Below are 23340 nucleotides of genomic sequence, written 5' to 3' on the forward strand. Positions count from 1 at the left end.
CCGTGAGACGTGTCGGGTCCTTCGCGTTGCCCCTTCACCGGACGGAAGCCTCCTTTCATGAGCCTGCACGGACTGCTCGACGCCGTCACCCGGGACCCGGCCCTCGCCGAGGCGGTCACCGCGGCCGGGGACGGCAACCGCATGCACGTGGACCTCGTCGGACCCGCGGCCGCGCGGCCCTTCGCCATCGCCGCGCTGGCGGCCAGGACCGAGCGGACCGTGCTCGCGGTCACCGCCACCGGGCGGGAGGCCGAGGACCTGGCCGCAGCGCTGCGGTCCTTCCTGCCGCCCGACGAGGTGGCCGAGTACCCGTCCTGGGAGACCCTTCCGCACGAGCGGCTCTCCCCGCGCAGCGACACCGTGGGCCGGCGCCTCGCCGTACTGCGCCGGCTCGTACACCCGAGCAAGGACGATCCGGCTGCGGGGCCCGTCTCCGTCGTCGTCGCGCCGATCCGGTCCGTGCTCCAGCCGCAGGTCCAGGGGCTCGGGGACCTGGTCCCGGTCAGCCTGCGGCACGGCGAGGGCGCCGATCTGGGCGAGGTGACCGAGGCGCTGGCCGCGGCCGCCTACGCCCGCGTCGAGCTCGTCGAGAAGCGCGGGGAGTTCGCCGTGCGCGGCGGCATCCTCGACGTGTTCCCGCCCACCGAGGAGCACCCGCTGCGCGTGGAGTTCTGGGGCGACGAGGTCGAGGAGATCCGCTACTTCAAGGTCGCGGACCAGCGTTCCCTGGAGGTCGCCGAGCACGGGCTGTGGGCCCCGCCCTGCCGGGAGCTGCTGCTGACCGACGAGGTGCGGGAGCGGGCCGCGGCCCTCGCCGAGGCCCACCCCGAGCTCGGCGAACTGCTGAACAAGATCGCCGAGGGGATCGCGGTCGAGGGCATGGAGTCCCTCGCGCCGGTCCTCGTCGACGACATGGAACTGCTGATCGACGTCCTGCCGGCCGGGTCCATGGCCGTCGTGTGCGACCCCGAGCGGGTCCGCACCCGCGCCGCCGACCTCGTCGCGACCTCCCAGGAGTTCCTGATGGCCTCCTGGGCCGCGACCGCCGGCGGCGGCCATGCCCCGATCGACGTCGGCGCGGCCTCGCTGCGCGGGATCGCGGACGTACGCGAGCACGCGCGCGAGCTCGGCATGATGTGGTGGTCGGTCTCCCCGTTCGCCGCCGACGAGGCCGAAGGCGGCGGGGACACCCTCAAGCTCGGCATGCACGCCCCCGAGGCCTACCGCGGCGACACCGCCCGGGCGCTGGCCGACACCAAGGGCTGGATCGCCGACGGCTGGCACACCGTCTACCTCACCGAGGGCCACGGCCCGGCCGCCCGCACCGTCGAGGTGCTCGGCGGCGAGGGCATCGCGGCCCGCCTGGAGGCCGACCTGCGCACCCTGGAGCCGTCGATCGTCCACGTGACGTGCGGCTCCCTCGACAACGGGTTCATCGACCCGGCGCTGAAGCTGGCCGTCCTCACCGAGACCGACCTGACCGGCCAGCGCACCGCCACCAAGGACCTCGGCAGGATGCCGACGCGGCGCCGCAAGTCCGTCGATCCCCTCACCCTGGAGGTCGGCGACTACATCGTCCACGAACAGCACGGCGTCGGCCGCTACATCGAGATGGTGCAGCGCACCGTCCAGGGCGCCACCCGCGAGTACCTCCTCGTCGAGTACGCCCCCGCCAAGCGCGGCCAGCCCGGCGACCGGCTCTACATCCCCACCGACCAGCTGGAGCAGGTCACCAAGTACGTCGGCGGCGAGGCCCCGACCCTGCACCGGCTCGGCGGCGCCGACTGGACCAAGACCAAGGCGCGCGCCAAGAAGGCGGTCAAGGAGATCGCCGCCGACCTCATCAAGCTCTACAGCGCCCGCATGGCGGCCCCCGGCCACACCTTCGGCCCGGACACCCCCTGGCAGCGCGAGCTGGAGGACGCCTTCCCGTACGCGGAGACGCCCGACCAGCTCACCACCATCGCCGAGGTCAAGGAGGACATGGAGAAGTCGGTCCCCATGGACCGCCTGATCTGCGGCGACGTCGGCTACGGCAAGACCGAGATCGCCGTGCGAGCGGCCTTCAAGGCGGTCCAGGACGGCAAGCAGGTCGCCGTGCTCGTCCCGACCACGCTGCTCGTGCAGCAGCACTTCGGGACCTTCTCGGAGCGCTACAGCCAGTTCCCGGTCAACGTGAAGGCGCTGTCCCGCTTCCAGAGCGACACCGAGTCCAAGGCCACCCTGGAGGGGCTGAAGGAAGGCTCGGTCGACATCGTCATCGGTACGCACCGGCTGTTCTCGCAGGAGACCAAGTTCAAGGACCTGGGCCTGGTCATCGTCGACGAGGAGCAGCGCTTCGGCGTCGAGCACAAGGAGCAGCTGAAGAAGCTGCGCGCCAACGTCGACGTACTGACGATGTCCGCGACCCCGATCCCGCGCACCCTGGAGATGGCGGTGACCGGCATCCGCGAGATGTCGACCATCACCACCCCGCCGGAGGAGCGCCACCCGGTGCTCACCTTCGTCGGCCCGTACGAGGAGAAGCAGATCGGCGCGGCCATCCGGCGCGAGCTGCTGCGCGAGGGCCAGTGCTTCTACATCCACAACCGGGTCGAGTCCATCGACCGGGCGGCCGCCAAGCTGCGCGAGATCGTGCCCGAGGCGAGGATCGCGACGGCGCACGGGCAGATGTCCGAACAGGCCCTGGAGCAGGTCGTGGTGGACTTCTGGGAGAAGAAGTTCGACGTGCTCGTCTCGACGACGATCGTCGAGTCCGGCATCGACATCTCCAACGCCAACACCCTCATCGTGGAGCGCGGCGACAACTTCGGCCTCTCCCAGCTCCACCAGTTGCGCGGCCGTGTCGGCCGGGGCCGCGAGCGCGGGTACGCGTACTTCCTCTACCCGCCGGAGAAGCCGCTGACCGAGACCGCGCACGAGCGGCTCGCGACCATCGCCCAGCACACCGAGATGGGCGCGGGCATGTACGTGGCGATGAAGGACCTGGAGATCCGCGGCGCGGGCAACCTGCTCGGCGGCGAGCAGTCCGGCCACATCGCGGGCGTCGGCTTCGACCTCTACATCCGCATGGTCGGCGAGGCGGTGGCCGACTACCGGGCCGCCGTCGAGGGTGGTGTGGAGGAGGAGCCGCCGCTGGAGGTCAAGATCGAGCTGCCGGTCGACGCGCACGTCCCGCACGACTACGCGCCGGGCGAGCGGCTGCGCCTGCAGGCGTACCGGTCCATCGCGTCGGCGAACTCCGAGGCGGACATCAAGGCCGTACGGGAAGAGCTGCACGACCGCTACGGCAAGCTGCCGGAGCCCGTGGAGAACCTGCTGCTGGTGGCGGGGCTGCGGATGCTGGCGCGGGCCTGCGGGGTCGGCGACATCACCCTCCAGGGTCCCAACATCCGCTTCGGTCCGGTGGAGTTGCGCGAGTCGCAGGAGCTGCGCCTCAAGCGGCTCTACCCCGGCACGGTGCTCAAGCCCGCCACTTCGCAGGTGCTGGTCCCGCGGCCGAAGACGGCCCGGGTGGGCGGGAAGCCGCTGGTCGGGCGGGAGCTGCTGGCCTGGACCGGGGAGTTCCTCACCACGATCCTCGGGTCGTGAGACACGTGCGGCCGGGGACCGCTCCTGCCCGGAGCGCCCCGGCCGCGCGGGCTCAGACCGATTCGGCCGGGCCGCCGTGCCCCAGCTTGGACAGGTCCAGGACGTCCGCGCCCTCCGGCAGGGCCGTGTCGACGGGCGTGCCGAAGGCGGAGAAGAGGACCTCCCCGGTCTCGTCCCCCGAGACGGTGGACTTGAGGACGTACGGAGTGCCCTGGGTGGCTATGTAGTCGGTCTCCGTGCCCTCCTTGGCCGCCGTGACGACCGCCAGCGCCTGCTTGCCGTCGATGGTGGCCGTCTCGCCCTTGCGGGCCAGCGGGTTGGGCCGGCCGCCGCCGTCCGTCAGCTTGTCCAGATCGCAGATGTGGCCCATCGCGGCGGCCTTGGGGTCCGAGACCGGCATCTTCAGCCAGCGGTCGGCGAGCATCGTGACCATCGCGTCCGTCTGCTTCTTGGACGCGTGCTCCTTCGAGGCCGTGCCCCGCCAGTAGTCGGCGTCGCCCTTGAAGTGGATCAGCTCGGTGGACTTGATGAGGTCCACCTTGCCCATCCCCTCGTACCGGATCGTGCCGTTGCAGCTGCCCTTCTTGTCGAGGGAGAGCTCGAACTCGACCGGGATGCCGCCGTCGCGCATCTTCGCGACGACACGGGCCGATTCCACCTTGCGCATCGCCTCGTGCGCCTGGCTCAGGACCTCGGCGCCCGACAGGTCCGCGAGCATGCCGGTGCCCTTGCCGGCCCCCTTGCCCTTCGCGGCCGGTGCGGGCGTGGCCCCGGCCGGGGCCGAAGCGGCGGCGCGGGCCGCCCGGCCGATGTCGGCGGCCTTGCTCTCGCCGACCGGCGCGCAGGCCGTCGTCAGTCCGAACAATGCCGTCGTGGTCAGCGCCGACACGCCGATGGTCCGGCTTCGCATGTGGATTCCCCCCTGGAACAACAACTCGACTGCCGAGGGTAGTCGCCCCCGGTCAGGGGGCGTCCGCGATTTACGCGCGCCCCCCGCGGGCCGCGTCCGCCGGGAGGTGTGCGGCGACCCTGCAACGGTTGCGCACATCCCCTCACTGACGGCCGGAAACGCTGTATACGCTCAGACCCGAAACTTCGTCGACACGGTCCGTCAGGAGCAGCGATGCACGGCCCCGGCCTCCCGCCGCAGCAAGGCCCCCAGCCCAGTACCGGGGGAGTCGTGGCACTGCGCGTGCTGTTCGCCCTGCTGCCCGTCCTGAGCTGCGGCTTCCTGGGCTGGGGCACGATGCTGCGGCTGGCGGTCGTCACCCGCAAGCCCCGGGACTGGTGGCTGCTGGCCGTCAACTGCGTGCTCACCGTCGCCTGGATCGCGCTGATCGGCGCCGACCCGACGCCCGAGACCGACGGCTGGCAGGGCAATACGGGCGCCTTCGGCGTCATCATCACCGGGTTCCTGACCTGCGTGTACTTCCTCGTCGCCGACATCCAGCACCACGCGGCCAGGGCGTCGGCCCCGACGGCCTCCTGGTACCCGGCGCAGCCCGCGCCGTACGTACCGCCGCAGCAGCACCCGCAGCGCCCGGCGTACGGGTATCCGCCGGTGCAGCAGCAGCATCAGACGCCCACCCCCACCCCCACCCCCACGCCGACCCCCGGACCTACCACCCCGCCGCGCATCGGGCAGGTGCGCGCCGAGCTCGACGAGCTGAGCGAACTGCTGCGCAAGCAGACGCCGCACCCGCACCCCGGTCCCAACCCGCAAGCCCCCGGCAACGACGGTGAGGGCCCGGCCCGGTGACGGACGACGACCGGGTCATCGGCGAGCGCTACCGGCTGGCCTCCATCCTGGGACAGGGCGGCATGGGCCAGGTCTGGACGGCGTACGACCAGCGGCTGGACCGCCGCGTCGCCGTCAAACTGCTGCGCCCCGACAAGGTGGCCGGCCCCGGCTCCGTCGCCGACGAGCTGCGCCGCCGCTTCGTGCGCGAATGCCGGGTCACGGCACAGGTGGACCACCCGGGCCTGGTCACGGTCCACGACGCGGGCAGCGACGGCGACGAGCTGTTCCTCGTCATGGGCTACGTCGAGGGCACCGACCTCGCCGACCACCTCGCGCAGCACGACCCGTACCCCTGGCCGTGGGCGGTCGCGGTGGTCGCGCAGCTGTGCGGGGTGCTGTCGGCGGTGCACGCGGTGCCGATCGTGCACCGCGACCTGAAGCCGCGCAACGTGATGATCCGCCCGGACGGCACCGTGCTGGTCCTGGACCTCGGCGTCGCCTCGGTGATGGACACCGACACCACCCGCCTCACCAGCACCGGCACCCCGATCGGCAGCCCGGCGTACATGGCGCCCGAGCAGGCGATGGGCGGCGCCGTCGGCCCGTACACCGATCTCTACGCCCTCGGCGTGCTGCTGTACGAACTCCTCAGCGGCAACGTCCCCTTCGCCGGGTCCACCGCCCTCGGCGTCCTGCACCGCCACCTGTACGAACCGCCGGTCCCGGTGCGCCGGCTGCGCCCGGAGGTCCCGCACCAGCTGGAGGCGGTCCTGCTGCACCTCCTGGCGAAGGACCCGCAGGACCGCCCGGCCTCCGCACAGCACGTGTACGAGTCCCTGACCTCGCTGCTGCCCCAACAGGGCACCCCGGCCGGCGCGCTCGACCCGACCCGACCCTTCCTGCGCCCGCAGGCCCCCTGGCCGGACCGCGCCGCCACCATCCCGCCGCAGCCGACCTCCCCGCCCACGCCGACGCCGCCCAAGCCGGACATCCCCGCCGCGGTGGACGAGGCCCGCAGCCTCCTGGAGCAGGGCCGCCTCACCCAGGCCGTGGACATCCTCGGCGGGATCCTGCCGGCCGCGGCCGCCGAGCACGGCGAGCACTCCACGGTGGTCCGCTCCCTGCGCAAGCAGTACGCGGCCACACTGATGGACGACGGCCAGTACCGCCGCGCCCTGCCCGAGCTGCGGCGCCTCGCGGACGAGTTCCCGGCGGGCGACCCCCAGTCCCTGCGCTTTCGCTACGACGCGGCGCAGTGCCTGGAACAGCTCGACGCGCCGGGGGCGGCCCTGGCCGAATACCGCTCGCTGCTCCCGCTGTTCGAGAACCACTACGCGAACCCGGACCCGGGGCTCCCGCTGGAGGTCCGGCGCCGGATAGCGCACCTGCTGCTCTCCCTGGGCGACCGGCCGGCGGCCCACGACACCCTGGTCCGCCTGCTGTTCGACGCGGACCGCGTCCACGGCCCGAACCACCCCTTCTCGACGGAGGTCCGCCGCACCCTGCAATGGCTCAGCCAGGTGCGCTGAGCCGGGTCCGCCGAAGCCCGGGCGCCGGGTCCGCCGCAGGCCCCGGCCCCAGGACCCGGTCTCAGGCCCCGGCCGGGACGAGCTCCGCGGGCGCGCCGGCCTCCGGGCCGCCCGGACCGGTGCTCCCGCCGGTCCGGGCCCTGCGGCGGCGCTCCGCAAGGAGCAGCCCGGCCAGGACGAGCAGGGACGTCCCCGCGACCGCCGTCCCCGGGACGAGGCCCGGGGGCCGGAAAGAGCAGGTGATGCCGGTGGTGGCGGGGGTCAGCGGGACGGAGACCAGCCCCAGGTAGGGCGTGGCCGGCCGGCCGTTGCAGGTCCAGCCCGCGATCGCCGGGGAGGAGAGGACCGCCGTGCCCGCGGTGCCCGCCGGGACCCTGGCGCTGACGGTCGAGGAGCCGACGCGCAGCCCCGTCGGCGCCGACGTCCGCAGGGCGGCCACCGCCGGGTCCAGACGGGCCCGGTCCAGGCAGGACAGGACCCAGCGCGGCGGCGCCGGTGCGTCGAAGACCAGCGCCGAGGAGGCGCCCCGGGAGGCGCCGAGCGGCTGGAGGGCCGCCCGGTTGCGGGGGGCGTTGCCGTTCAGGCGGAAGGCGCGGCCGTCCGCGAGGCGGGCCGTCGCGTTGTACTCCGGGGCCCACAGGTAGGCCTCCGTGCCCGCGCGGCACACCCCGGGCGCGACGGGGTCCTCGTACACCTTGGCGCCCAGCAGCAGCTCCTGGTTGGCGAACGGGGGCCCGTCGAACGCCCCGTACGAGGGCGCGGGCCCCGGCGGGCGGACCGTGAGCAGCGGCGGGACGACCCGCGCGCGGCCGACCGTGCCGTCGGGCCGCAGGCGGGCGCCGACCGCGAAGACCGCGTCCGTCACCGGGTTGTCGATGCTCTGCACGTTGCGCCCGCGTGAGGTCCAGCCCGCGCCGAGGGCCACCATCGTGCGCGTGAACACGTCCGGGGTGTGGCTGCTGTAGTACGCGCCGCCCTCCCCGCCCAGCAGCAGCGGATCGTTGCCCGTCAGGGCCGGCCGGCTCGGGTCCGTGCGGTACGCGGGCCAGCCCTCGGCGCCGGCCAGCGCCTCGGAGCGCGCCGTGTGCGCCGTGCCCCACGAGGGGTAGTCGTCCAGCCCGCCGAGCTTGCCCCGGTGCCCGAACGCCGTCGTCGCGGCCGCCTGCCCGATCAGTACGAGCGCCAGCACCCCGGCCGCCGGGAGCACCAGCCTGCGGTGGCGCAGGGACCACCAGGCCACCGCCGCCACGGCCGACCCGCCGCAGAACAGCGCGAGGCCCCAGGCCGTGGCCAGCGTGCTGCCGCTGGCCGCCACGGCCGCCGCGGCCAGCACCGCGGCCCCCGCCGCCAGCGCCCGCGGCTTCGGCAGCCCGGCGGCCAGCCCGGTCCACGCGGCGATCACGGCCACCCCGGCCAGCACGAACGTCTGCCGGTACGGGCTCCCGTTCGGGGTCGCGAAGACGTGCCAGGCCAGGTGCGTCGGCGTCCACTGGAAGGAGATCAGCACGGCCGCCGTCAGCCCCGCCCACCACAGGCGGGTGCGTACCGGGAGCGCCCCGTGGAACGGCAGGGCCGCCACCAGCAGCAGCGTCCCCGTGCCCACGAACAGCGCCGGCGAGGAGAAGGAGTACGTCGCGGGCAGGAGCCGCGCGAACAGGTCCGGCCAGGACACCGGGTCGAACCGCCGCGTCCACCCCGGGTACGCCTGCTTCGAGCTCAAGAACAGCGGGACGAGCACCGGCGCGGACACCGCGATGCCCAGCAAGGTCGTTCCGGCACCCCGGACGAGCACGGGCAGCCGCTCCCGTACGCCCTCGCGCGTCAGCACCACCCGTACCAGGAGCACCAGCGCCGCGCCCAGCGTCGCCATGTAGGCGGTGTAGAAGTTCGCCGCCCAGCAGAGCGCCACCACGAGGACGGCGGCGGCGAGCCGGCGGCCCCGCATCGCCCATTCACCCGTCAGACACAGGAGCGGGAACGCGATCAGCCCGTCCAGCCACATCGGGTTGTAGGAGGCCTCGATCACCGACCAGCCGCACAGCGCGTACGAGGCCCCCAGCAGGCCGGCCCCCCACCACGGCCCGCGGCGCTGCGTGCGCAGCAGCCAGGCCATCGCCGCCGCGGCCGCCGCCGTCTTGAGCACCGTCACCACGTACACCGCGAGGTCGATGTCCCGGCGCGGGAAGAGGGCGACGAGCACCGCGAAGGGGCTGGAGAGGTAGGTGCCGAAGTCGGGCAGGAAGCTCGTGCCGAAGCCGGACTGCCAGTTGAACAGCAGCCCGCCCTCCGCCCGCCCGTGCAGGAGGTCCCACAGGTGGGCGTGGAAGGGGACGAACTGGTTGCCGAGGTCGTTGACGCTGCGGTGGCGGTGTCCGTACGGGAACACGCGGGCGACCGCGTCCCCGGCGCAGACGGCCACCACCGTGATCAGGGCGGCGAGGGCCGAGCCGCGCAGGCTCAGGCGGCGCGGCGAGCGGTGCGGTGTCGACATGGTGGGCCGACTCTGGCACCGCCGGTGGACGAGGGGGTGGCCACCGGGTGGCTGTGACATCAACAGAGGCGTACCCCAACACCCCGGGAATCGTTGGTCGAACCAGTGGCTCGGATCAGCTTGACTGCATACCATCGATCACCGCACGGCCCTTGTGCACCGACGCACAATCTCCCGGCCCTGGAGGCTCCTTTGCACCGTCGCACTGCGCTCTCCGTCTCCGCCGCCCTGCTCGTGGCGGCCCCCTTGCTGTCCGCCTGCTCGGGGCAGGCCCGGCCCGGCACCGCGGCCGTCGTGGGCGGCGAACGCATCACCACCTCCGCGCTCCAGGCCCAGGTCAACGACGTCCGGGCGGCACAGAACGAGACCGGGTCCACCGCGGCCCAGCTGATCCAGTCCTCGCCCGGCCTGGAGCGCGTCAAGCTCAACAAGATGATCCAGACCGTCGTGCTGGAGCGCGCCGCGGAGGACGCCGGCGTGAGCGTCGGCGAAAAGGAGGTCCAGGACTTCCGCAAGGCCCAGCTGGAGAAGGCGGGCGGAGCCGAGAAGCTGACCGCGGCGGCCCTGGAGCAGGCCCAGCTGGCGCCCGGGCAGCTCGACGCCGACGCCCGGTTCAAGCTGCTGCGCGACAAGCTCTTCGACCACTACGGAAGCCAGGACAAGGCCGTCGAGAAGCTGGCGTCCGCCGCGAAGGCCCTGCACATCGAGGTGAACCCGCGCTACGGCGTCTGGGACGCGCAGCAGATCGTGCTCGGCGACCAGGACACCCCCTGGATCGTCCAGCGGACCCGGCCCGAGCAGGCCCCCGCCGGAGCCTGAGCCGCCCGTCCGGAGGTAGGTTCGGAGGGTGAACGACCACGCCGCCGAACCCGCCCCCGCCGTGCCCGCCCCCGCCCCGGTCCCCCCGGCCGGCCCCGACGCCACGGCCGCCGGCCGGATCGTCCTGCTGACCGCGAGCCACCGGGTCGCGCCGGGCCTGCTGTCCTGGCCGGCCTGGCAGAGCCTGCGCGCCGCGGACCGGGTGCTGTGCGCCGACCCGGGCCATCCGCAGCTGCCGTACCTGCGCGAGGCGGGGGTCGAGGTCGCGCACGAGAGCCCGGACGCGCAGGCGCTGGTCGAGGCCTGCGCCGGCGGCCGCACCGTCGTGGTGATCCCGTCCGGCGAGGGCGACCGGCGGCTCACCGACGGACTGGCCCGGCTCGCCGGCTCCGGCCGTGTCGACATGCCCGACCTCGAACTGCTGCCGGGCTCGTACGATCTGCCCGGCGCCCGCCTGCTCGACCTCGTCCAGGTGATGGACCGGGTCCGCCGCGAATGCCCCTGGACCTCGCGCCAGACCCACGAGGGACTGGTCAAGTACGCCATCGAGGAGTCGTACGAACTCGTCGAGGCCATCGAGGACGGGGACCGGGAGGCGCTGCGCGAGGAGCTCGGCGACGTACTCCTGCAGGTGGTCTTCCACGCCCGGATCGCCGAGGAAGGCCGTCCCGGCGATGGAGCCGAGCCGTTCTCCATCGACGACGTGGCCGGCGGCCTCGTCGAGAAGCTGATCCACCGGCACCCGCACGTCTTCGGGGACGCGGACGCGCAGACCCCGGAGGACGTGAACGCGCACTGGCAGCGCACCAAGGCGGTCGAGAAGCAGCGGGAGTCGGTCACCGACGGGATCCCGCTGGGCCAGCCCGGACTCGCGCTCGCGGCCAAGCTCGCCGGCCGGGTCCGTACGGGCGGCTTGGCCGTGGAACTGCCCCGCGGCGAGGGCATCGGCTACGAGCTGCTCGAACTGGCGGCGCGCGCCGAGGCGGCGGGCACCGACCCCGAGACCGCGCTGCGCGCGGCGGCCCGCGCCTACCGGGACGCGATCCGCGCGGCCGAGGGCGTCGGCGCGGCGGACGCCCACTGACCTCCGGCGGTCCTACCGGGGCGCGCGGCCCGACGGGTTGTGCCAGTGCGGCTCGGGGCGGCCGAGGAACCACTCGCCGAAGCCGAGGGGCCGGCCGCCCGTGCCGTGGCCGGTGCCCGCGGCGGGCAGCGAGTCGTGGAAGATCCTGCCCGGCGGGGCGCCCAGCTCCTTCAGCACCCGCACGGTCTGCTCGACGAACGGCGTCGGCCCGCTGAGGTAGACGTCCTGCTCGGGCCACATGGCCCGGTGGCCGAGGGCGGTCGCGAGCCGCCCGGTGGCCTGGTCGCGGTGGAACCCGGGGGCGGGCGTGATGTAGGTGACGCCGAGCCGGCCGAAGGAGGCCGCGTACTCGTCGATCAGCGGGCGGTCGTACAGGTGCGCCGGGTCCCGGGCGACGACGAAGAGCCGTACGTCCCGGTCGGGAGGCTGCCCGGCGAGCTCCTCCACCATGGCCCGGATCGGCGCCCACCCGGTGCCCGCCGCGATGAGGCTGACGGGCCGGTCGGCGCGGCGCAGCGTCAGCTGCCCGCCGGCCGCGCCGAGCCGCAGCACCTCGCCGGGCCGGGCCTCGCGGACCAGGGCGGTGCTGAGCCGGCCGCCCTCGATGCGGCTGACGTGCAGGTCGAGGGTGCCGTCCGGGCGCGGGGCGTTCCCGATGGAGTACGTGCGCCAGACCCTGGGGACCCGCTCGCAGCTCACGCTCGCGTACTGGCCGGGGAGATGGGGGAAGGGGGCGTGCGGGCGCAGGGTCAGCACCCCGATGTCCTCCCCGTACTGGAGGTGGCGCACGATCTCGGCGTCCCACCACGGCGGGTCCTCGCCGGCCGCGGCACCGGCCGTCATGGCGTCGGCGATCAGTTGGTACGCCTCGGACCAGGCCTTCTCCACGGTCGGGGTCCAGGCCTCGCCGCAGGTCCGGGCGAGTGCGGCGAGGAGGCTGGCGCCGAGGGCCGCGTAGTGCTCGGGGCCGGCGAGGAACTTGCGGTGGTCGCGGCCGAGGTCGTGGAGATAGGGGAGCAGGCTCTCCTCGTCGTCGAGGCGGGCGACCACGTGGGTCAGCGCGGCGAAGAGCCGGTCGCGCTGGCGTTCCATGTCCTCGGCGGAGGCCGGGAAGAGCTCGCGGATCCCGGGGTTGTGCCAGAAGAGGTGGGAGTAGAAGTACTTGACCGCGTGCTCGGCCCTTCTCTCCACCACCGCGAAGCTGCTCTTCAAGATCCTCACATCCACAAGACCGAAAGTAGGAACGCCGGGGAAGGTGAGGTCAAGCGATGGCGGATCTGCGGACAGCCGCGGCGAACCACCCATATGGGATGGCGGTGGGCGCGCGGGATACGGTCAGCGGGTGCATGAGCCGATCCCCGCAGCCCCCGCAGCCCCCGAAGACGGCACCCCTCCCCAGGGCCCGACCCTGTTCGACTGGGAGTTCGCCACCGATCCGTACCCGGCGTACGCCTGGCTGCGCGAGCACTCCCCGGTGCACCGCACCAAGCTGCCGAGCGGGGTCGAGGCCTGGCTGGTCACCCGGTACGCGGACGCCCGCCAGGCCCTCGCCGACCAGCGGCTCAGCAAGAATCCGGCGCACCACGCGGAGCCGGCGCACGCCAAGGGCAAGACCGGCATCCCGGGGGAGCGCAAGGCGGAGCTGATGACGCATCTGCTCAACATCGACCCGCCGGACCACACGCGGCTGCGGCGGCTGGTGTCGAAGGCGTTCACCCCGCGCAGGGTGGCCGAGTTCACCCCGCGGGTGCAGGAGCTGACCGACCACCTCATCGAGCAGTTCGCGAGCCGGGGCGAAGCGGACCTCATCCACGAGTTCGCCTTCCCACTCCCCATCTACGCCATCTGCGAGATGCTCGGCGTACCGCGCGAGGACCAGGACGACTTCCGCGACTGGGCCGGGATGATGATCCGGCACGGCGGCGGTCCGCGCGGCGGGGTCGCCCGCTCCGTGAAGCAGATGCGGACCTATCTCGGCGAACTCATCCACCGCAAAAGGGATGATCTGGGCAACGACCTTATTTCGGACCTGATCCGCGCGAGCGACCACGGCGACCACCTGACGGAGGCCGAGGCCACCGCGATGGCCTTCATCCTCCTGTTCGCCGGATTCGAGACGACGGTCAACCTCATCGGCAACGGTGTCCACTCCCTCTTCATGAACCCGGATCAGCGCACCCGCCTCCAGGACTCCCTCGCCGCCGGCGAGAGCGGCCTGCTGGAGACCGGCATCGAGGAACTGCTGCGCTACGACGGGCCCGTCGAGCTGGCCACCTGGCGGTTCGCCACCGAGCCGCTGACCCTCGGCGGCCAGGAGGTCGCGGCCGGTGATCCGGTGCTCGTCGTCCTCGCCGCGGCCGACCGGGACCCCGAGCGGTTCGCCGATCCGGACACCCTCGACCTCTCCCGTACCGACAACCAGCACCTCGGATACGGGCACGGGATCCACTACTGCCTGGGCGCTCCGCTCGCACGACTTGAGGGACAGACGGCGCTTGCGACTTTGCTGACGCGTCTGCCAGATCTGGAACTCGCTGTTCCGCCCAACGAGCTTCGCTGGCGCGGGGGTCTGATCATGCGTGGCCTGCGCACCCTTCCCGTCAAGTTCACAGCCCGAAACCCCTGAACGCCCGCTGACCGTAAGTCAGCCCCCGTCAAGAGTTGTTACTCGCGTGCTAAGACGGCTAGGTTCTGCCGTTACCCAGCCGTTATGCGAAAGGTGCAGCTCATGCGTTCCGGGAACGGCCGCCACAGACGCCCCCGCCAGGTACCCGCGATAGTCGTCACCGCCGGGGTCACCGGTTCCGCTTTGGCTCTGCCGCTGCTCGCCGCCACCGGCGCGAGCGCAGCCGAGACCTCCACGTGGGACAAGGTCGCCGAGTGCGAGAGCGGCGGCTCCTGGAGCGCCAACTCCGGCAGCGGGTCCTACGGCGGACTTTCGTTCACGCAGGAGGAGTGGAAGGCCTCGGGCGGCCTGGAGTTCGCCGAGCGCCCCGACCTCGCCAGCCGTTCACAGCAGATCGCCGTCGCCGAGCGCGTGCTGGGCACCCAGGGCGCCCAGGCGTTCGGACACTGCTCGGAGTCGGCCGGACTGACCCAGCAGGGCCCCGCGGCGACCGTGGACCCGGGCCTGCCCGGCACGCTCACCCCGATCGCTCCGAGCGCCTCGCGCCCCGACGACTCGGTCCCGGCCGGCGGTTCCGGCGCGAAGGCGCGCGACTTCGGCGCCCCCACCCCGGCTCCGGCCCCGGTCTTCACGCTTCCGCCGGCGCCGCTCGCGCCCAGCAGCGGACTGCCCGTCATGCCCGACCCGGACGTGCCGTCCACCTCGCCGACCGCCCCGGTGCTCCCGGGCACCCCCGGCGACCCGACGGGCCCGGGCACCCCGACCGCGCCCGCCGACCCGACCGCTCCGGGGAACGCGACCGCGCCGGGGAACCCGACCGTGCCCGGCAGCCCGGCCGACCCGAACGCTCCCACCGCCCCCGCGGCCCCGGGCACCCCGGGTGCCACCACCGACCCGGCGGGCATCCCGGACCCCTCCGGCACCGGTAAGCACCGCGGTACGCCCGCTCTTGAGGCCCCCGTCACATCTGGCGCGGCGTCGGATCCCTCGTACACGGTCCAGGCGGGCGACAGTCTGGCGACCATCGCGTCCGCCAAGGGGGTAAAGGGCGGCTGGAACGCGCTCTACCAGGCCAACGAGCAGGTCATCGGCGATGACGCCAATCTGATCAAGCCCGGTCAGAATCTGGATCTAAGTTAGAAACAGCGGCACTTCGGACATCCGGAAAAGGCTGAATGTCCGTTATCTGCAAGTGAGACATGTGTCTCTTCAGGTCAACTGGCGTGTCCCGCCCGGAGCCTTCTGCAAACCCCGCCCTCACCTGCGCAAATGCACGTAAGGAGGGCGCAAGTAGGGGCCGTTTCTCCCCGGTGTTCCTCGTTGAACATCGGGGAGAGACCTGTCTACCTTCTGAGTCGCCCGCCACCGCGGGCTCCTTCGACCGCATCGCCGAATCCTGCCGGCGGACGGAGGGAACAGTCGTCGCGTCAAGCGCCGAAGGCAGGAGCGGGGGAACCAAGGTAGGCGCCGGGACCGGCCGTTGAGAGACGGCAAGGAAACGGCTAGGGGTTAAGTCGTGCGCCACGTCGCACGGCCGGGCACTCATCAGCCCGAACCCGACAGCTCACCTCGTAGGCGTCGGTGAGGAGAACTCCATGCTGATTTCCGGCAAGGGCAAGCACCGCCGCGCCTCCAAGGCCGCTCGCATCGTCACGCTCGCCGGTGTCACCGGTGTCGTCGTCGCCGCCCCCCTGATGGCGGCCGGCTCGGCCTCCGCCGCCACCGCCGGCGAGTGGGACCGCGTCGCGCAGTGCGAGTCCGGCGGCAACTGGTCGATCAACACGGGCAACGGCTACTACGGCGGCCTGCAGTTCTCGTCCTCGACGTGGGCCGCGTACGGCGGCAAGGCGTACGCCGCGCAGGCCAACCAGGCCTCCAAGTCGCAGCAGATAGCCATCGCCGAGAAGGTCCTCAAGGGCCAGGGCAAGGGCGCGTGGCCGTCCTGCGGCGTCGGCCTCTCCAACTCCTCTTACACCGGTGGTGGCACGACCGACACCCCGAAGAAGACGGAGACGAAGACCGAGACCAAGAAGACCCAGCCGAAGAAGACCGAGCCGAAGAAGGAGACCAAGCGCGAGACCCCCGCGCCGGTCACCCGCTCCGAGCGCTCCGAGGCCGCCCCGGTCGTGAAGACCGGCAACGGCTCGTACGAGGTCAAGCCGGGCGACACCCTGGGCACCATCGCCGAGGCCAACGGCGTCAAGGGCGGCTGGGAGAAGCTCTTCGAGCTCAACAAGGACATCGTGTCGGACGCCGACCTGATCTTCCCGGGTCAGAAGCTGAAGCTCAGCTGAATCCTGCAGTGATGACCGCGGCCGCCCCGAGCGGCGCCGCGGCAGCCCGACCGCCCGGCGCGTCTTCCCCCCACGCGCCGGGCGGCGGCGTTTGTGCCGGTGGTCGAGGTCCCTATGTGCCGGAAGGCGGGTATTCGGGCCCTTTTTCGTCCCAGGGGGCGGGCGGTCGGCCGGCCGAGTGCCCGGAGCCGGTTAGGCTCTAGGCGGCGGGGCCATCCCACGGCCCGACATGCCACCGCACACCCAGCGTCACATCCCAGAAGGAGATGCTCGTGCCGTCCATCGACGTCGTCGTAGCCCGGGAAATCCTGGACTCCCGAGGCAACCCCACGGTCGAGGTCGAGGTGGGCCTCGACGATGGCAGCACCGGCCGTGCTGCAGTTCCGTCCGGCGCCTCCACCGGTGCCTTCGAGGCCGTCGAGCTCCGCGACGGTGACCCCAACCGTTACATGGGCAAGGGTGTCGAGAAGGCCGTCCTCGCCGTCATCGAGCAGCTCGGCCCGGAGCTCGTCGGCTACGACGCCACCGAGCAGCGCCTGATCGACCAGGCCATGATCGACCTGGACGCCACCGAGAACAAGGGCTCCCTCGGCGCCAACGCCATCCTCGGCGTCTCCCTGGCCGTCGCGCACGCCGCGTCCGAGGCCTCGGACCTCCCGCTCTTCCGCTACCTCGGCGGCCCGAACGCGCACCTGCTGCCCGTTCCGATGATGAACATCCTCAACGGTGGGTCGCACGCCGACTCCAACGTGGACATCCAGGAGTTCATGATCGCCCCGATCGGCGCGGAGTCCTTCTCCGAGGCCCTTCGCTGGGGTGCCGAGGTCTACCACACCCTCAAGAAGGTCCTGCACACCAAGGGCCTCTCCACCGGTCTCGGCGACGAGGGCGGCTTCGCGCCGAACCTGGAGTCCAACCGCGCCGCGCTCGACCTCATCGTCGAGGCCATCAAGCAGGCCGGCTACGTCCCGGGCAAGGACATCGCGCTCGCGCTCGACGTCGCCGCGTCCGAGTTCTACAAGGACGGCAAGTACGAGTTCGAGGGCCAGTCCCGCTCGGCCGCCGAGATGACCGAGTACTACGAGGAGCTCGTCTCCGCGTACCCGCTCGTCTCCATCGAGGACCCGCTGTTCGAGGACGACTGGGCCGGCTGGAAGATCATCACCGACCGCATCGGCTCCAAGGTGCAGATCGTCGGCGACGACCTCTTCGTCACCAACCCGGAGCGCCTGGCCCGCGGCATCGAGGAGGGCTCCGCGAACGCCCTGCTCGTGAAGGTGAACCAGATCGGTTCGCTGACCGAGACCCTCGACGCCGTCGAGATGGCCCAGCGCAACGGCTTCAAGTGCATGATGTCGCACCGCTCCGGCGAGACCGAGGACGTCACCATCGCCGACCTCGCCGTCGCCGTGAACTGCGGCCAGATCAAGACCGGCGCCCCGGCCCGCTCGGACCGCGTCGCCAAGTACAACCAGCTGCTGCGCATCGAGGAGATCCTCGACGACGCCGCCGTGTACGCGGGCCGCTCCGCCTTCCCGCGCTTCAAGGGCTAATCACGGCAGGCCCTCCGGGGCTGGCCTCCGTACGTCCCCGCACTCGGTCCCGTACCGTGTGCGGGGACGTATTGCGTAGCGCGCACCACGCACCCAGGGACAGAGGGACACAGGGGAGGCGGGATCAATGGCCGGGAACCGGGATCGGTTCTCCACCTTCTCGACCGCGACCAGGCTCAAGCAGCTCGGTGAGCGGACCGCCGCCCACGTCTACCGTTCGCAGACGCGCCGTCAGGTCCGCCGCAGCCGGCTCACCGGCCGCGCCGCGCTCCTGGTGCTCGTCCTCTGTACGCTGGTCGTCGCCCTCGCGTATCCGATGCGCCAGTACGTCTCACAGCGCTCGGAGATCGCGGAGCAGCGGAAGGCCGCCGAGGCCGCGGGCCGGCGCCTCGAACGCCTCCGCGACGAGAAGGCCCGCTGGCAGGACAACGCGTACGCGGAGCAGCAGGCGCGCAAGCACCTGCACTTCGTCCGCCCGGGCGAGATCAGCTACATCATGACCGACCCCGGGGCCGGGGCCGCCGAGCGGCACCGCACCGGAATGGCCGGATCCGACCGGCCCTGGTACTCGAACGTCTGGGACGGCGTCGACAAGGCCGACCGCCCCGGCGAGTGACGAGTACCCGCACCCATCCACGAGAACGAAGAGACTTCCTCCAGGCATGCAGACGCCCCCGCCCCAGACCGACCGGACCGAGCCGACCGACGCGGACATCGAGGCGTTCGAGCAGCAGCTCGGCCGCCCGCCGCGCGGGCTGCGCGCCATCGCCCACCGCTGCCCCTGCGGTCAGCCGGACGTGGTGGAGACCGCCCCGCGCCTCCCCGACGGCACGCCCTTCCCGACGACGTACTACCTCACCTGCCCGCGCGCGGCCTCCGCGATCGGCACGCTCGAGGCCAACGGCGTGATGAAGGAGATGCAGGCCCGGCTCGCCGAGGACCCCGAACTCGCCGCCGCCTACCAGGCCGCGCACGAGGACTACATCCGGCGCCGCGACTCCATCGAGGTGCTCCAGGGCTTCCCGAGCGCCGGCGGCATGCCCGACCGGGTCAAGTGCCTGCACGTGCTCGTCGGCCACTCGCTGGCCGCCGGCCCGGGCGTGAACCCGTTCGGCGACGAGGCGCTGGCGATGCTGCCGGAGTGGTGGGCCAAGGGCGCCTGCGTCACGCCGTGCGCGCAGAAGGCGGAGCCGACGGAGCCGCAGGCGTGACCCGCGTCGCGGCCGTCGACTGCGGTACGAACTCCATCCGCCTGCTCGTCGCGGACTGCGACCCGGCCACCGGCGAGCTGGTCGAGCTGGACCGGCGGATGACGATCGTCCGCCTGGGCCAGGGCGTGGACAAGACGGGCCGGCTGGCCCCGGAGGCGCTGGAACGCACCTTCGCGGCCTGCCGCGAGTACGCGGAGGTCGTCAAGGAGCTGGGTGCGGAGCGCCTGCGGTTCGTGGCGACCTCGGCCTCGCGCGACGCCGAGAACCGCGAGGAGTTCGTCCGGGGCGTCCTCGGCATCCTGGGCGTCGAGCCCGAGGTGATCTCCGGTGACCAGGAGGCGGAGTTCTCCTTCGTCGGCGCCACCAAGGAGCTGACGGGCACCACCCACATGGAGAAGCCCTTCCTGGTGGTGGACATCGGCGGCGGCTCGACCGAGTTCGTGGTCGGCGAGGAGCACGTACGGGCGGCCCGCTCGGTCGACGTGGGCTGCGTCCGGATGACCGAGCGCCACCTGGTGGTGGACGGGGCGGTCACCGACCCGCCGGCCGCGGAGCAGATCGCGGCCATACGGGCCGACATCGAGGCGGCGCTGGACCTGGTCGAGCAGACGGTCCCGCTGACCGAGGCGCGCACCCTGGTGGGCCTGGCCGGCTCGGTGACCACGGTCGCCGGGATCGCGCTCGGGCTGCCGGAGTACCTCTCCTCCGAGATCCACCACGCCCGGATCCCGTACGAGCAGGTCCGCGAGATCACCGACCGCATGCTGACCTCGGTGCACGCCGAGCGCGCGGCGATCCCGGTCCTCCACCCGGGCCGGGTGGACGTGATCGGCGCGGGCACCCTGGTCCTCCTCGCCATCATGGAGCGCGTCGGAGCCCGGGAGGTCGTCGTCTCGGAACACGACATCCTCGACGGCATCGCGTGGTCCATCGCCTGACGGAGGGCTGTTTCGAAGGTCGTCCAGGGCCTTCGGGGGGCTTTCTGAGGTGCTTACGGAAGCCTTAGGTCCCCTCCTCCACAGAAACTTCGTGAAGTTCTTCACAAGGAAAAGAGGTCCGATGGGCCGCGGGAAGGGTCCTTCGGGGCACTCCGCGGGCCATCGGGCCTCTTTTGTCCGAGCGTTCGTGCGAAACGGGGGCGGGGTCCAACCCTGTCGGTAGGTATCCACCAACCCGGTGGTCTACTCCGCTTGCGGGCCTGGAGGCCAGTTCAGGACGGGTGAACAACGAATCCCGTTACACCCTGGTTCCCGTTCCGCGCCATGACCTCTGTCACGTGGGCCGCGCAGTGTAGCAGAGGCCCTCCGTCACCTTGTGAAGGGGCTCACGAGCGTCACCCCTGTGGGTGCTGGATACTCGTTCCATGAGCACCACGGAGCGTCCCAGGATCCTCGTTGTAGGAGGTGGGTACGTAGGCCTGTACGCGGCCAAGCGGATCATGAAGAAGATGCGCTATGGCGAGGCGACCGTCACGGTCGTCGACCCGCGGTCGTACATGACCTACCAGCCCTTCCTCCCCGAAGTGGCCGCAGGCAGCATCTCGCCTCGGCACGTCGTCGTCCCGCTGCGACGCGTGCTGCCCAAGGCAGAGGTTCTCACCGGCCGGGTCACCAGCATCGACCAGGACCGCAAGGTCGCCGTCGTCACGCCGCTCGTCGGCGAGGCGTACGAGCTGCCCTTCGACTACCTGGTGATCGCGCTCGGCGCCGTCTCCCGCACCTTCCCGATCCCCGGCCTCGCCGAACAGGGCATCGGTATGAAGGGCGTCGAAGAGGGCATCGGCCTGCGCAACCACGTCCTCGAGCAGCTCGACAAGGCCGAGTCCACGACGGACGAGAACGTCCGCCGCAAGGCCCTCACCTTCGTCTTCGTCGGCGGCGGCTTCGCCGGTGCCGAGACGATCGGCGAGGTCGAGGACATGGCCCGCGACGCCGCGAAGTACTACACCACCATCAAGCGCGAGGACATGCGCTTCATCCTGGTGGACGCGGCCGACAAGATCCTCCCCGAGGTCGGGCCCAAGCTCGGCACCTGGGGCAAGGAGCACCTCGAGTCCCGCGGCATCGAGATCTACCTCAACACCTCGATGGACTCCTGCGTGGATGGCCACGTGGTGCTGAAGAACGGCCTCGAGGTCGACTCCGACACCCTCGTGTGGACCGCCGGCGTCAAGCCCAACCCGGTGCTGGCCCGCTACGGCCTGCCGCTGGGCCCGCGCGGCCACGTCGACACCGCCCCGACCCTCCAGGTCCAGGGCACGGACTACATCTGGGCCGCGGGCGACAACGCCCAGGTCCCGGACGTCGCCGCCCGCAAGGCCGGCGTCGAGAACGCCTGGTGCCCGCCGAACGCCCAGCACGCGCTGCGCCAGGCCAAGGTCCTCGGCGACAACGTCATCTCGGGCATGCGGGGCTTCCCGCAGGCCGAGTACTCGCACTCCAACAAGGGTGCGGTGGCGGGCCTCGGCCTCCACAAGGGCGTCGCGATGATCGTCATGGGCAAGACGAAGATCAAGCTCAAGGGCCGGCTCGCCTGGTACATGCACCGTGGCTACCACGGCATGGCCATGCCGACCTGGAACCGCAAGATCCGCGTCTTCGCCGACTGGACCCTCGCCATGTTCCTCAAGCGCGAGGTCGTCTCCCTCGGTGCGCTGGAGACCCCGCGCGAGGAGTTCTACGAGGCCGCCAAGCCGGCTCCGGCCGCCGCTGCCCCGGCCGCGAAGGCCAAGGCCTCCTGACCCGGGCCTGACCGGCAACACCTCCAGCACGTCCCCGAAGGGGCCGCCCGCCATCCGTGGTGCGGGCGGCCCCTTCGGCGTGTCCCCCGCCCCGTCCCTTCGGCATGCCCCTGTTCGGGGTCGTCGTAGACCTGTTCGGAGTGTCGTCCGATTGAGGCCCGCCCGAAATGGGTAGGCCGATCGGTCGGATCATTACCGGAGGTGCCTACGATGACCGAAGCCGCGCCGCGGCTGGCCGCTCTTGCCGAGACCCTGCTGGGCGCCCCCCTGCCCGTCCGGATTCGTGCCTGGGACGGCAGCGAGGCCGGGCCGCCCGCCGGACCCACCCTGGTGCTGGCCAACCGGCGCGCCCTGCGCCGCGTGCTGTGGCGGCCGGGTGAACTGGGCCTGGCCCGGGCCTGGGTGGCCGGGGACCTGACCGTGGAGGGCGACCTCTTCGAACTGCTGGACCGGGTGGCGGGGCTGCTCTGGGAGCGCCCGCCCGCAGCCGTCCCCGAGACCCCGCCGGCCCTGCGCCGCTCGGGCCTGGGCAAGCTCGGTGCCCTGCGCCCCCAGCTCCCGCAGCTGCCGGACCGGGCCGCGGGCGCCGCCCAGACCGCCGCGCTGCTGCGCGACCCCGAGGCCCGCTCCGCCCTGCGCGACCTCGTCGCCCTGGCCCGGCCGTGGCCGGCGCCGGCGCCGCCGCCCGAGGAGGCGGCCGGCCGACGCGGCGGTCCGATCCACAGCAAGGGCCGTGACAAGCAGGCGATCAGTCACCACTACGACGTCGGCAACGAGTTCTACGAGCGCGTCCTGGGGCCCTCGATGGTGTACTCCTGCGCCTACTGGAGTCCCGGCTCCACCTTGGAGGAGGCCCAGCGGGACAAACTCGACCTGGTCTGCCGGAAGCTGGGCCTGCGGCCCGGCGAGCGCCTCCTCGACGTCGGCTGCGGCTGGGGTTCCATGGCCCTGCACGCCGCCCGGGAGTACGGGGTCCGCGTCACCGGCATCACCCTCTCGCGCGAGCAGGCCGTGTACGCCCGCAAGCGGGCCGCGGAGGAGGGTCTGGCCGACCGGATCGACATCAGGATCCAGGACTACCGGGACGTCAAGGACGGCCCGTACGAGGCCATTTCGTCCATCGGCATGGCCGAGCACGTCGGCGCGGAGCGCTACCGCGAGTACGCCCGCACCCTGCACGCCCTGCTGGCGCCCGGCGGCCGGCTGCTGAACCACCAGATCGCGCGCCCGCCGGAGCCGGACGAAGAGGCGTACCGGATCGACGAGTTCATCGACGCCTACGTCTTCCCCGACGGTGAACTCTCCCCGCTGGGCACGACGGTGGGCGAGCTGGAGCGGGCCGGCTTCGAGGTCCGGGACGTGGAGGCGCTGCGCGAGCACTACGCGCTGACCCTGCGGGCCTGGGTGGCGCGGCTGGAGAAGCACTGGGACGAGGCCGTACGGCTGACCTCGCCCGGGCGGGCCCGGGTCTGGCGGCTGTACATGGCGGCCTCGGCACTGGGCTTCGAGCACGGCCGGCTCGGCGTCAACCAGGTCCTCGCGGTGAAGCCCGCGGCGGCCGGGCGCTCGGGGCTGCCGCTGAGGCTGCGCACCTGGGGCGCGTGAGCCCGTACGACACGGGAAGGGCCCCGGGGCGTGTGCCCCGGGGCCCTTCCGTGTCC

17 protein-coding genes and 1 riboswitch are annotated in these 23340 nt (G+C 72.3%); of the genes, 14 read left to right on the forward strand and 3 right to left on the reverse strand.

Going from position 1 to position 23340, the window contains the following annotated elements; genetic code table 11:
* The first annotated feature begins 57 nt into the window (after positions 1–57).
* A complete protein-coding gene (gene mfd / locus K7B10_RS24385) occupies positions 58–3591 on the forward strand; it encodes a transcription-repair coupling factor (protein ID WP_229339095.1) in 3534 nt (1177 codons plus the stop codon).
* 52 nt (positions 3592–3643) lie between these two features.
* Here mfd and K7B10_RS24390 read toward each other — a convergent pair whose 3' ends face one another.
* Entirely contained in the window at positions 3644–4501 is an 858-nt protein-coding gene (locus tag K7B10_RS24390) for a hypothetical protein (protein WP_229339097.1), read from the reverse strand.
* 270 nt (positions 4502–4771) lie between these two features.
* On the opposite strand from K7B10_RS24390, the gene K7B10_RS24395 reads away from it, so the two are divergent.
* Positions 4772–5350 (forward strand): hypothetical protein, encoded by a 579-nt coding sequence (locus tag K7B10_RS24395; RefSeq protein WP_229339099.1) that lies wholly within the window; start codon positions 4772–4774, stop codon positions 5348–5350.
* Complete coding sequence (locus tag K7B10_RS24400; protein ID WP_308284633.1) at positions 5347–6861, forward strand: serine/threonine-protein kinase; 1515 nt, start codon at positions 5347–5349, stop codon at positions 6859–6861. The genes K7B10_RS24395 and K7B10_RS24400 overlap by 4 nt, the downstream gene beginning before the upstream one ends.
* Before the next feature lie 61 nt (positions 6862–6922).
* On the opposite strand, the gene K7B10_RS24405 is transcribed toward K7B10_RS24400, so the two are convergent.
* Complete coding sequence (locus K7B10_RS24405) at positions 6923–9352, reverse strand: YfhO family protein (protein ID WP_229339101.1); 2430 nt, start codon at positions 9350–9352, stop codon at positions 6923–6925.
* A 192-nt stretch (positions 9353–9544) separates the two neighbouring features.
* Here K7B10_RS24405 and K7B10_RS24410 point away from each other — a divergent pair, with 192 nt between their 5' ends.
* Positions 9545–10171, forward strand: coding sequence for a SurA N-terminal domain-containing protein (locus K7B10_RS24410; protein ID WP_229339103.1), 627 nt, complete (start codon positions 9545–9547; stop codon positions 10169–10171).
* A gap of 61 nt (positions 10172–10232) precedes the next feature.
* On the forward strand, positions 10233–11255 hold the full coding sequence (locus K7B10_RS24415; RefSeq protein ID WP_229345351.1) for a nucleoside triphosphate pyrophosphohydrolase: 1023 nt from the start codon (positions 10233–10235) through the stop codon (positions 11253–11255).
* A 12-nt stretch (positions 11256–11267) separates the two neighbouring features.
* Here K7B10_RS24415 and K7B10_RS24420 read toward each other — a convergent pair whose 3' ends face one another.
* Positions 11268–12476, reverse strand: coding sequence for a globin domain-containing protein (locus K7B10_RS24420; protein WP_229345352.1), 1209 nt, complete (start codon positions 12474–12476; stop codon positions 11268–11270).
* A gap of 121 nt (positions 12477–12597) precedes the next feature.
* Here K7B10_RS24420 and K7B10_RS24425 point away from each other — a divergent pair, with 121 nt between their 5' ends.
* From K7B10_RS24425 to K7B10_RS24465, 9 genes are all read left to right on the forward strand, one after another.
* A complete protein-coding gene (locus K7B10_RS24425) occupies positions 12598–13881 on the forward strand; it encodes a cytochrome P450 family protein (protein WP_372481454.1) in 1284 nt (427 codons plus the stop codon).
* Between the two features lie 102 nt (positions 13882–13983).
* Entirely contained in the window at positions 13984–15021 is a 1038-nt protein-coding gene (locus tag K7B10_RS24430) for a LysM peptidoglycan-binding domain-containing protein (protein ID WP_229339105.1), read from the forward strand.
* 282 nt (positions 15022–15303) lie between these two features.
* Positions 15304–15474, forward strand: a riboswitch (cyclic di-AMP (ydaO/yuaA leader).
* A gap of 2 nt (positions 15475–15476) precedes the next feature.
* Positions 15477–16175: a LysM peptidoglycan-binding domain-containing protein gene (locus tag K7B10_RS24435; protein WP_229339107.1), complete on the forward strand. Its 699-nt coding sequence runs from the start codon at positions 15477–15479 to the stop codon at positions 16173–16175.
* Between the two features lie 266 nt (positions 16176–16441).
* Complete coding sequence (gene eno / locus K7B10_RS24440; protein WP_229339109.1) at positions 16442–17728, forward strand: phosphopyruvate hydratase; 1287 nt, start codon at positions 16442–16444, stop codon at positions 17726–17728.
* A gap of 127 nt (positions 17729–17855) precedes the next feature.
* Complete coding sequence (locus K7B10_RS24445) at positions 17856–18344, forward strand: FtsB family cell division protein (protein ID WP_229339111.1); 489 nt, start codon at positions 17856–17858, stop codon at positions 18342–18344.
* A 46-nt stretch (positions 18345–18390) separates the two neighbouring features.
* Positions 18391–18939, forward strand: a complete 549-nt coding sequence (locus K7B10_RS24450) for a DUF501 domain-containing protein (protein ID WP_229339113.1) — start codon at positions 18391–18393, stop codon at positions 18937–18939.
* On the forward strand, positions 18936–19877 hold the full coding sequence (locus K7B10_RS24455) for a Ppx/GppA phosphatase family protein (RefSeq protein WP_229339115.1): 942 nt from the start codon (positions 18936–18938) through the stop codon (positions 19875–19877). The genes K7B10_RS24450 and K7B10_RS24455 overlap by 4 nt, the downstream gene beginning before the upstream one ends.
* A gap of 425 nt (positions 19878–20302) precedes the next feature.
* A complete protein-coding gene (locus K7B10_RS24460; RefSeq protein WP_229339117.1) occupies positions 20303–21679 on the forward strand; it encodes an NAD(P)/FAD-dependent oxidoreductase in 1377 nt (458 codons plus the stop codon).
* Positions 21680–21889: 210 nt separating this feature from the next.
* On the forward strand, positions 21890–23284 hold the full coding sequence (locus K7B10_RS24465; protein WP_229339119.1) for an SAM-dependent methyltransferase: 1395 nt from the start codon (positions 21890–21892) through the stop codon (positions 23282–23284).
* Positions 23285–23340 lie beyond the last annotated feature (56 nt).

The organism is Streptomyces flavotricini, assembly GCF_020639365.1.
In the GTDB taxonomy this organism is placed as follows: Bacteria; Actinomycetota; Actinomycetes; order Streptomycetales; family Streptomycetaceae; genus Streptomyces; species Streptomyces flavotricini.

Excerpts from the sequence above, each read along its gene's own strand:
- K7B10_RS24390 (WP_229339097.1), bottom strand. The coding sequence starts at position 4,501 with ATGCGAAGCCGGACCATCGGCGTGTCGGCGCTGACCACGACGGCATTG.
- K7B10_RS24430 (WP_229339105.1), top strand. The coding sequence starts at position 13,984 with ATGCGTTCCGGGAACGGCCGCCACAGACGCCCCCGCCAGGTACCCGCG.
- mfd (WP_229339095.1), top strand. The coding sequence starts at position 58 with ATGAGCCTGCACGGACTGCTCGACGCCGTCACCCGGGACCCGGCCCTC.
- K7B10_RS24450 (WP_229339113.1), top strand. The coding sequence starts at position 18,391 with ATGCAGACGCCCCCGCCCCAGACCGACCGGACCGAGCCGACCGACGCG.
- K7B10_RS24405 (WP_229339101.1), bottom strand. The coding sequence starts at position 9,352 with ATGTCGACACCGCACCGCTCGCCGCGCCGCCTGAGCCTGCGCGGCTCG.
- K7B10_RS24460 (WP_229339117.1), top strand. The coding sequence starts at position 20,303 with ATGAGCACCACGGAGCGTCCCAGGATCCTCGTTGTAGGAGGTGGGTAC.
- eno (WP_229339109.1), top strand. The coding sequence starts at position 16,442 with ATGCTCGTGCCGTCCATCGACGTCGTCGTAGCCCGGGAAATCCTGGAC.
- K7B10_RS24445 (WP_229339111.1), top strand. The coding sequence starts at position 17,856 with ATGGCCGGGAACCGGGATCGGTTCTCCACCTTCTCGACCGCGACCAGG.
- K7B10_RS24465 (WP_229339119.1), top strand. The coding sequence starts at position 21,890 with ATGACCGAAGCCGCGCCGCGGCTGGCCGCTCTTGCCGAGACCCTGCTG.
- K7B10_RS24435 (WP_229339107.1), top strand. The coding sequence starts at position 15,477 with ATGCTGATTTCCGGCAAGGGCAAGCACCGCCGCGCCTCCAAGGCCGCT.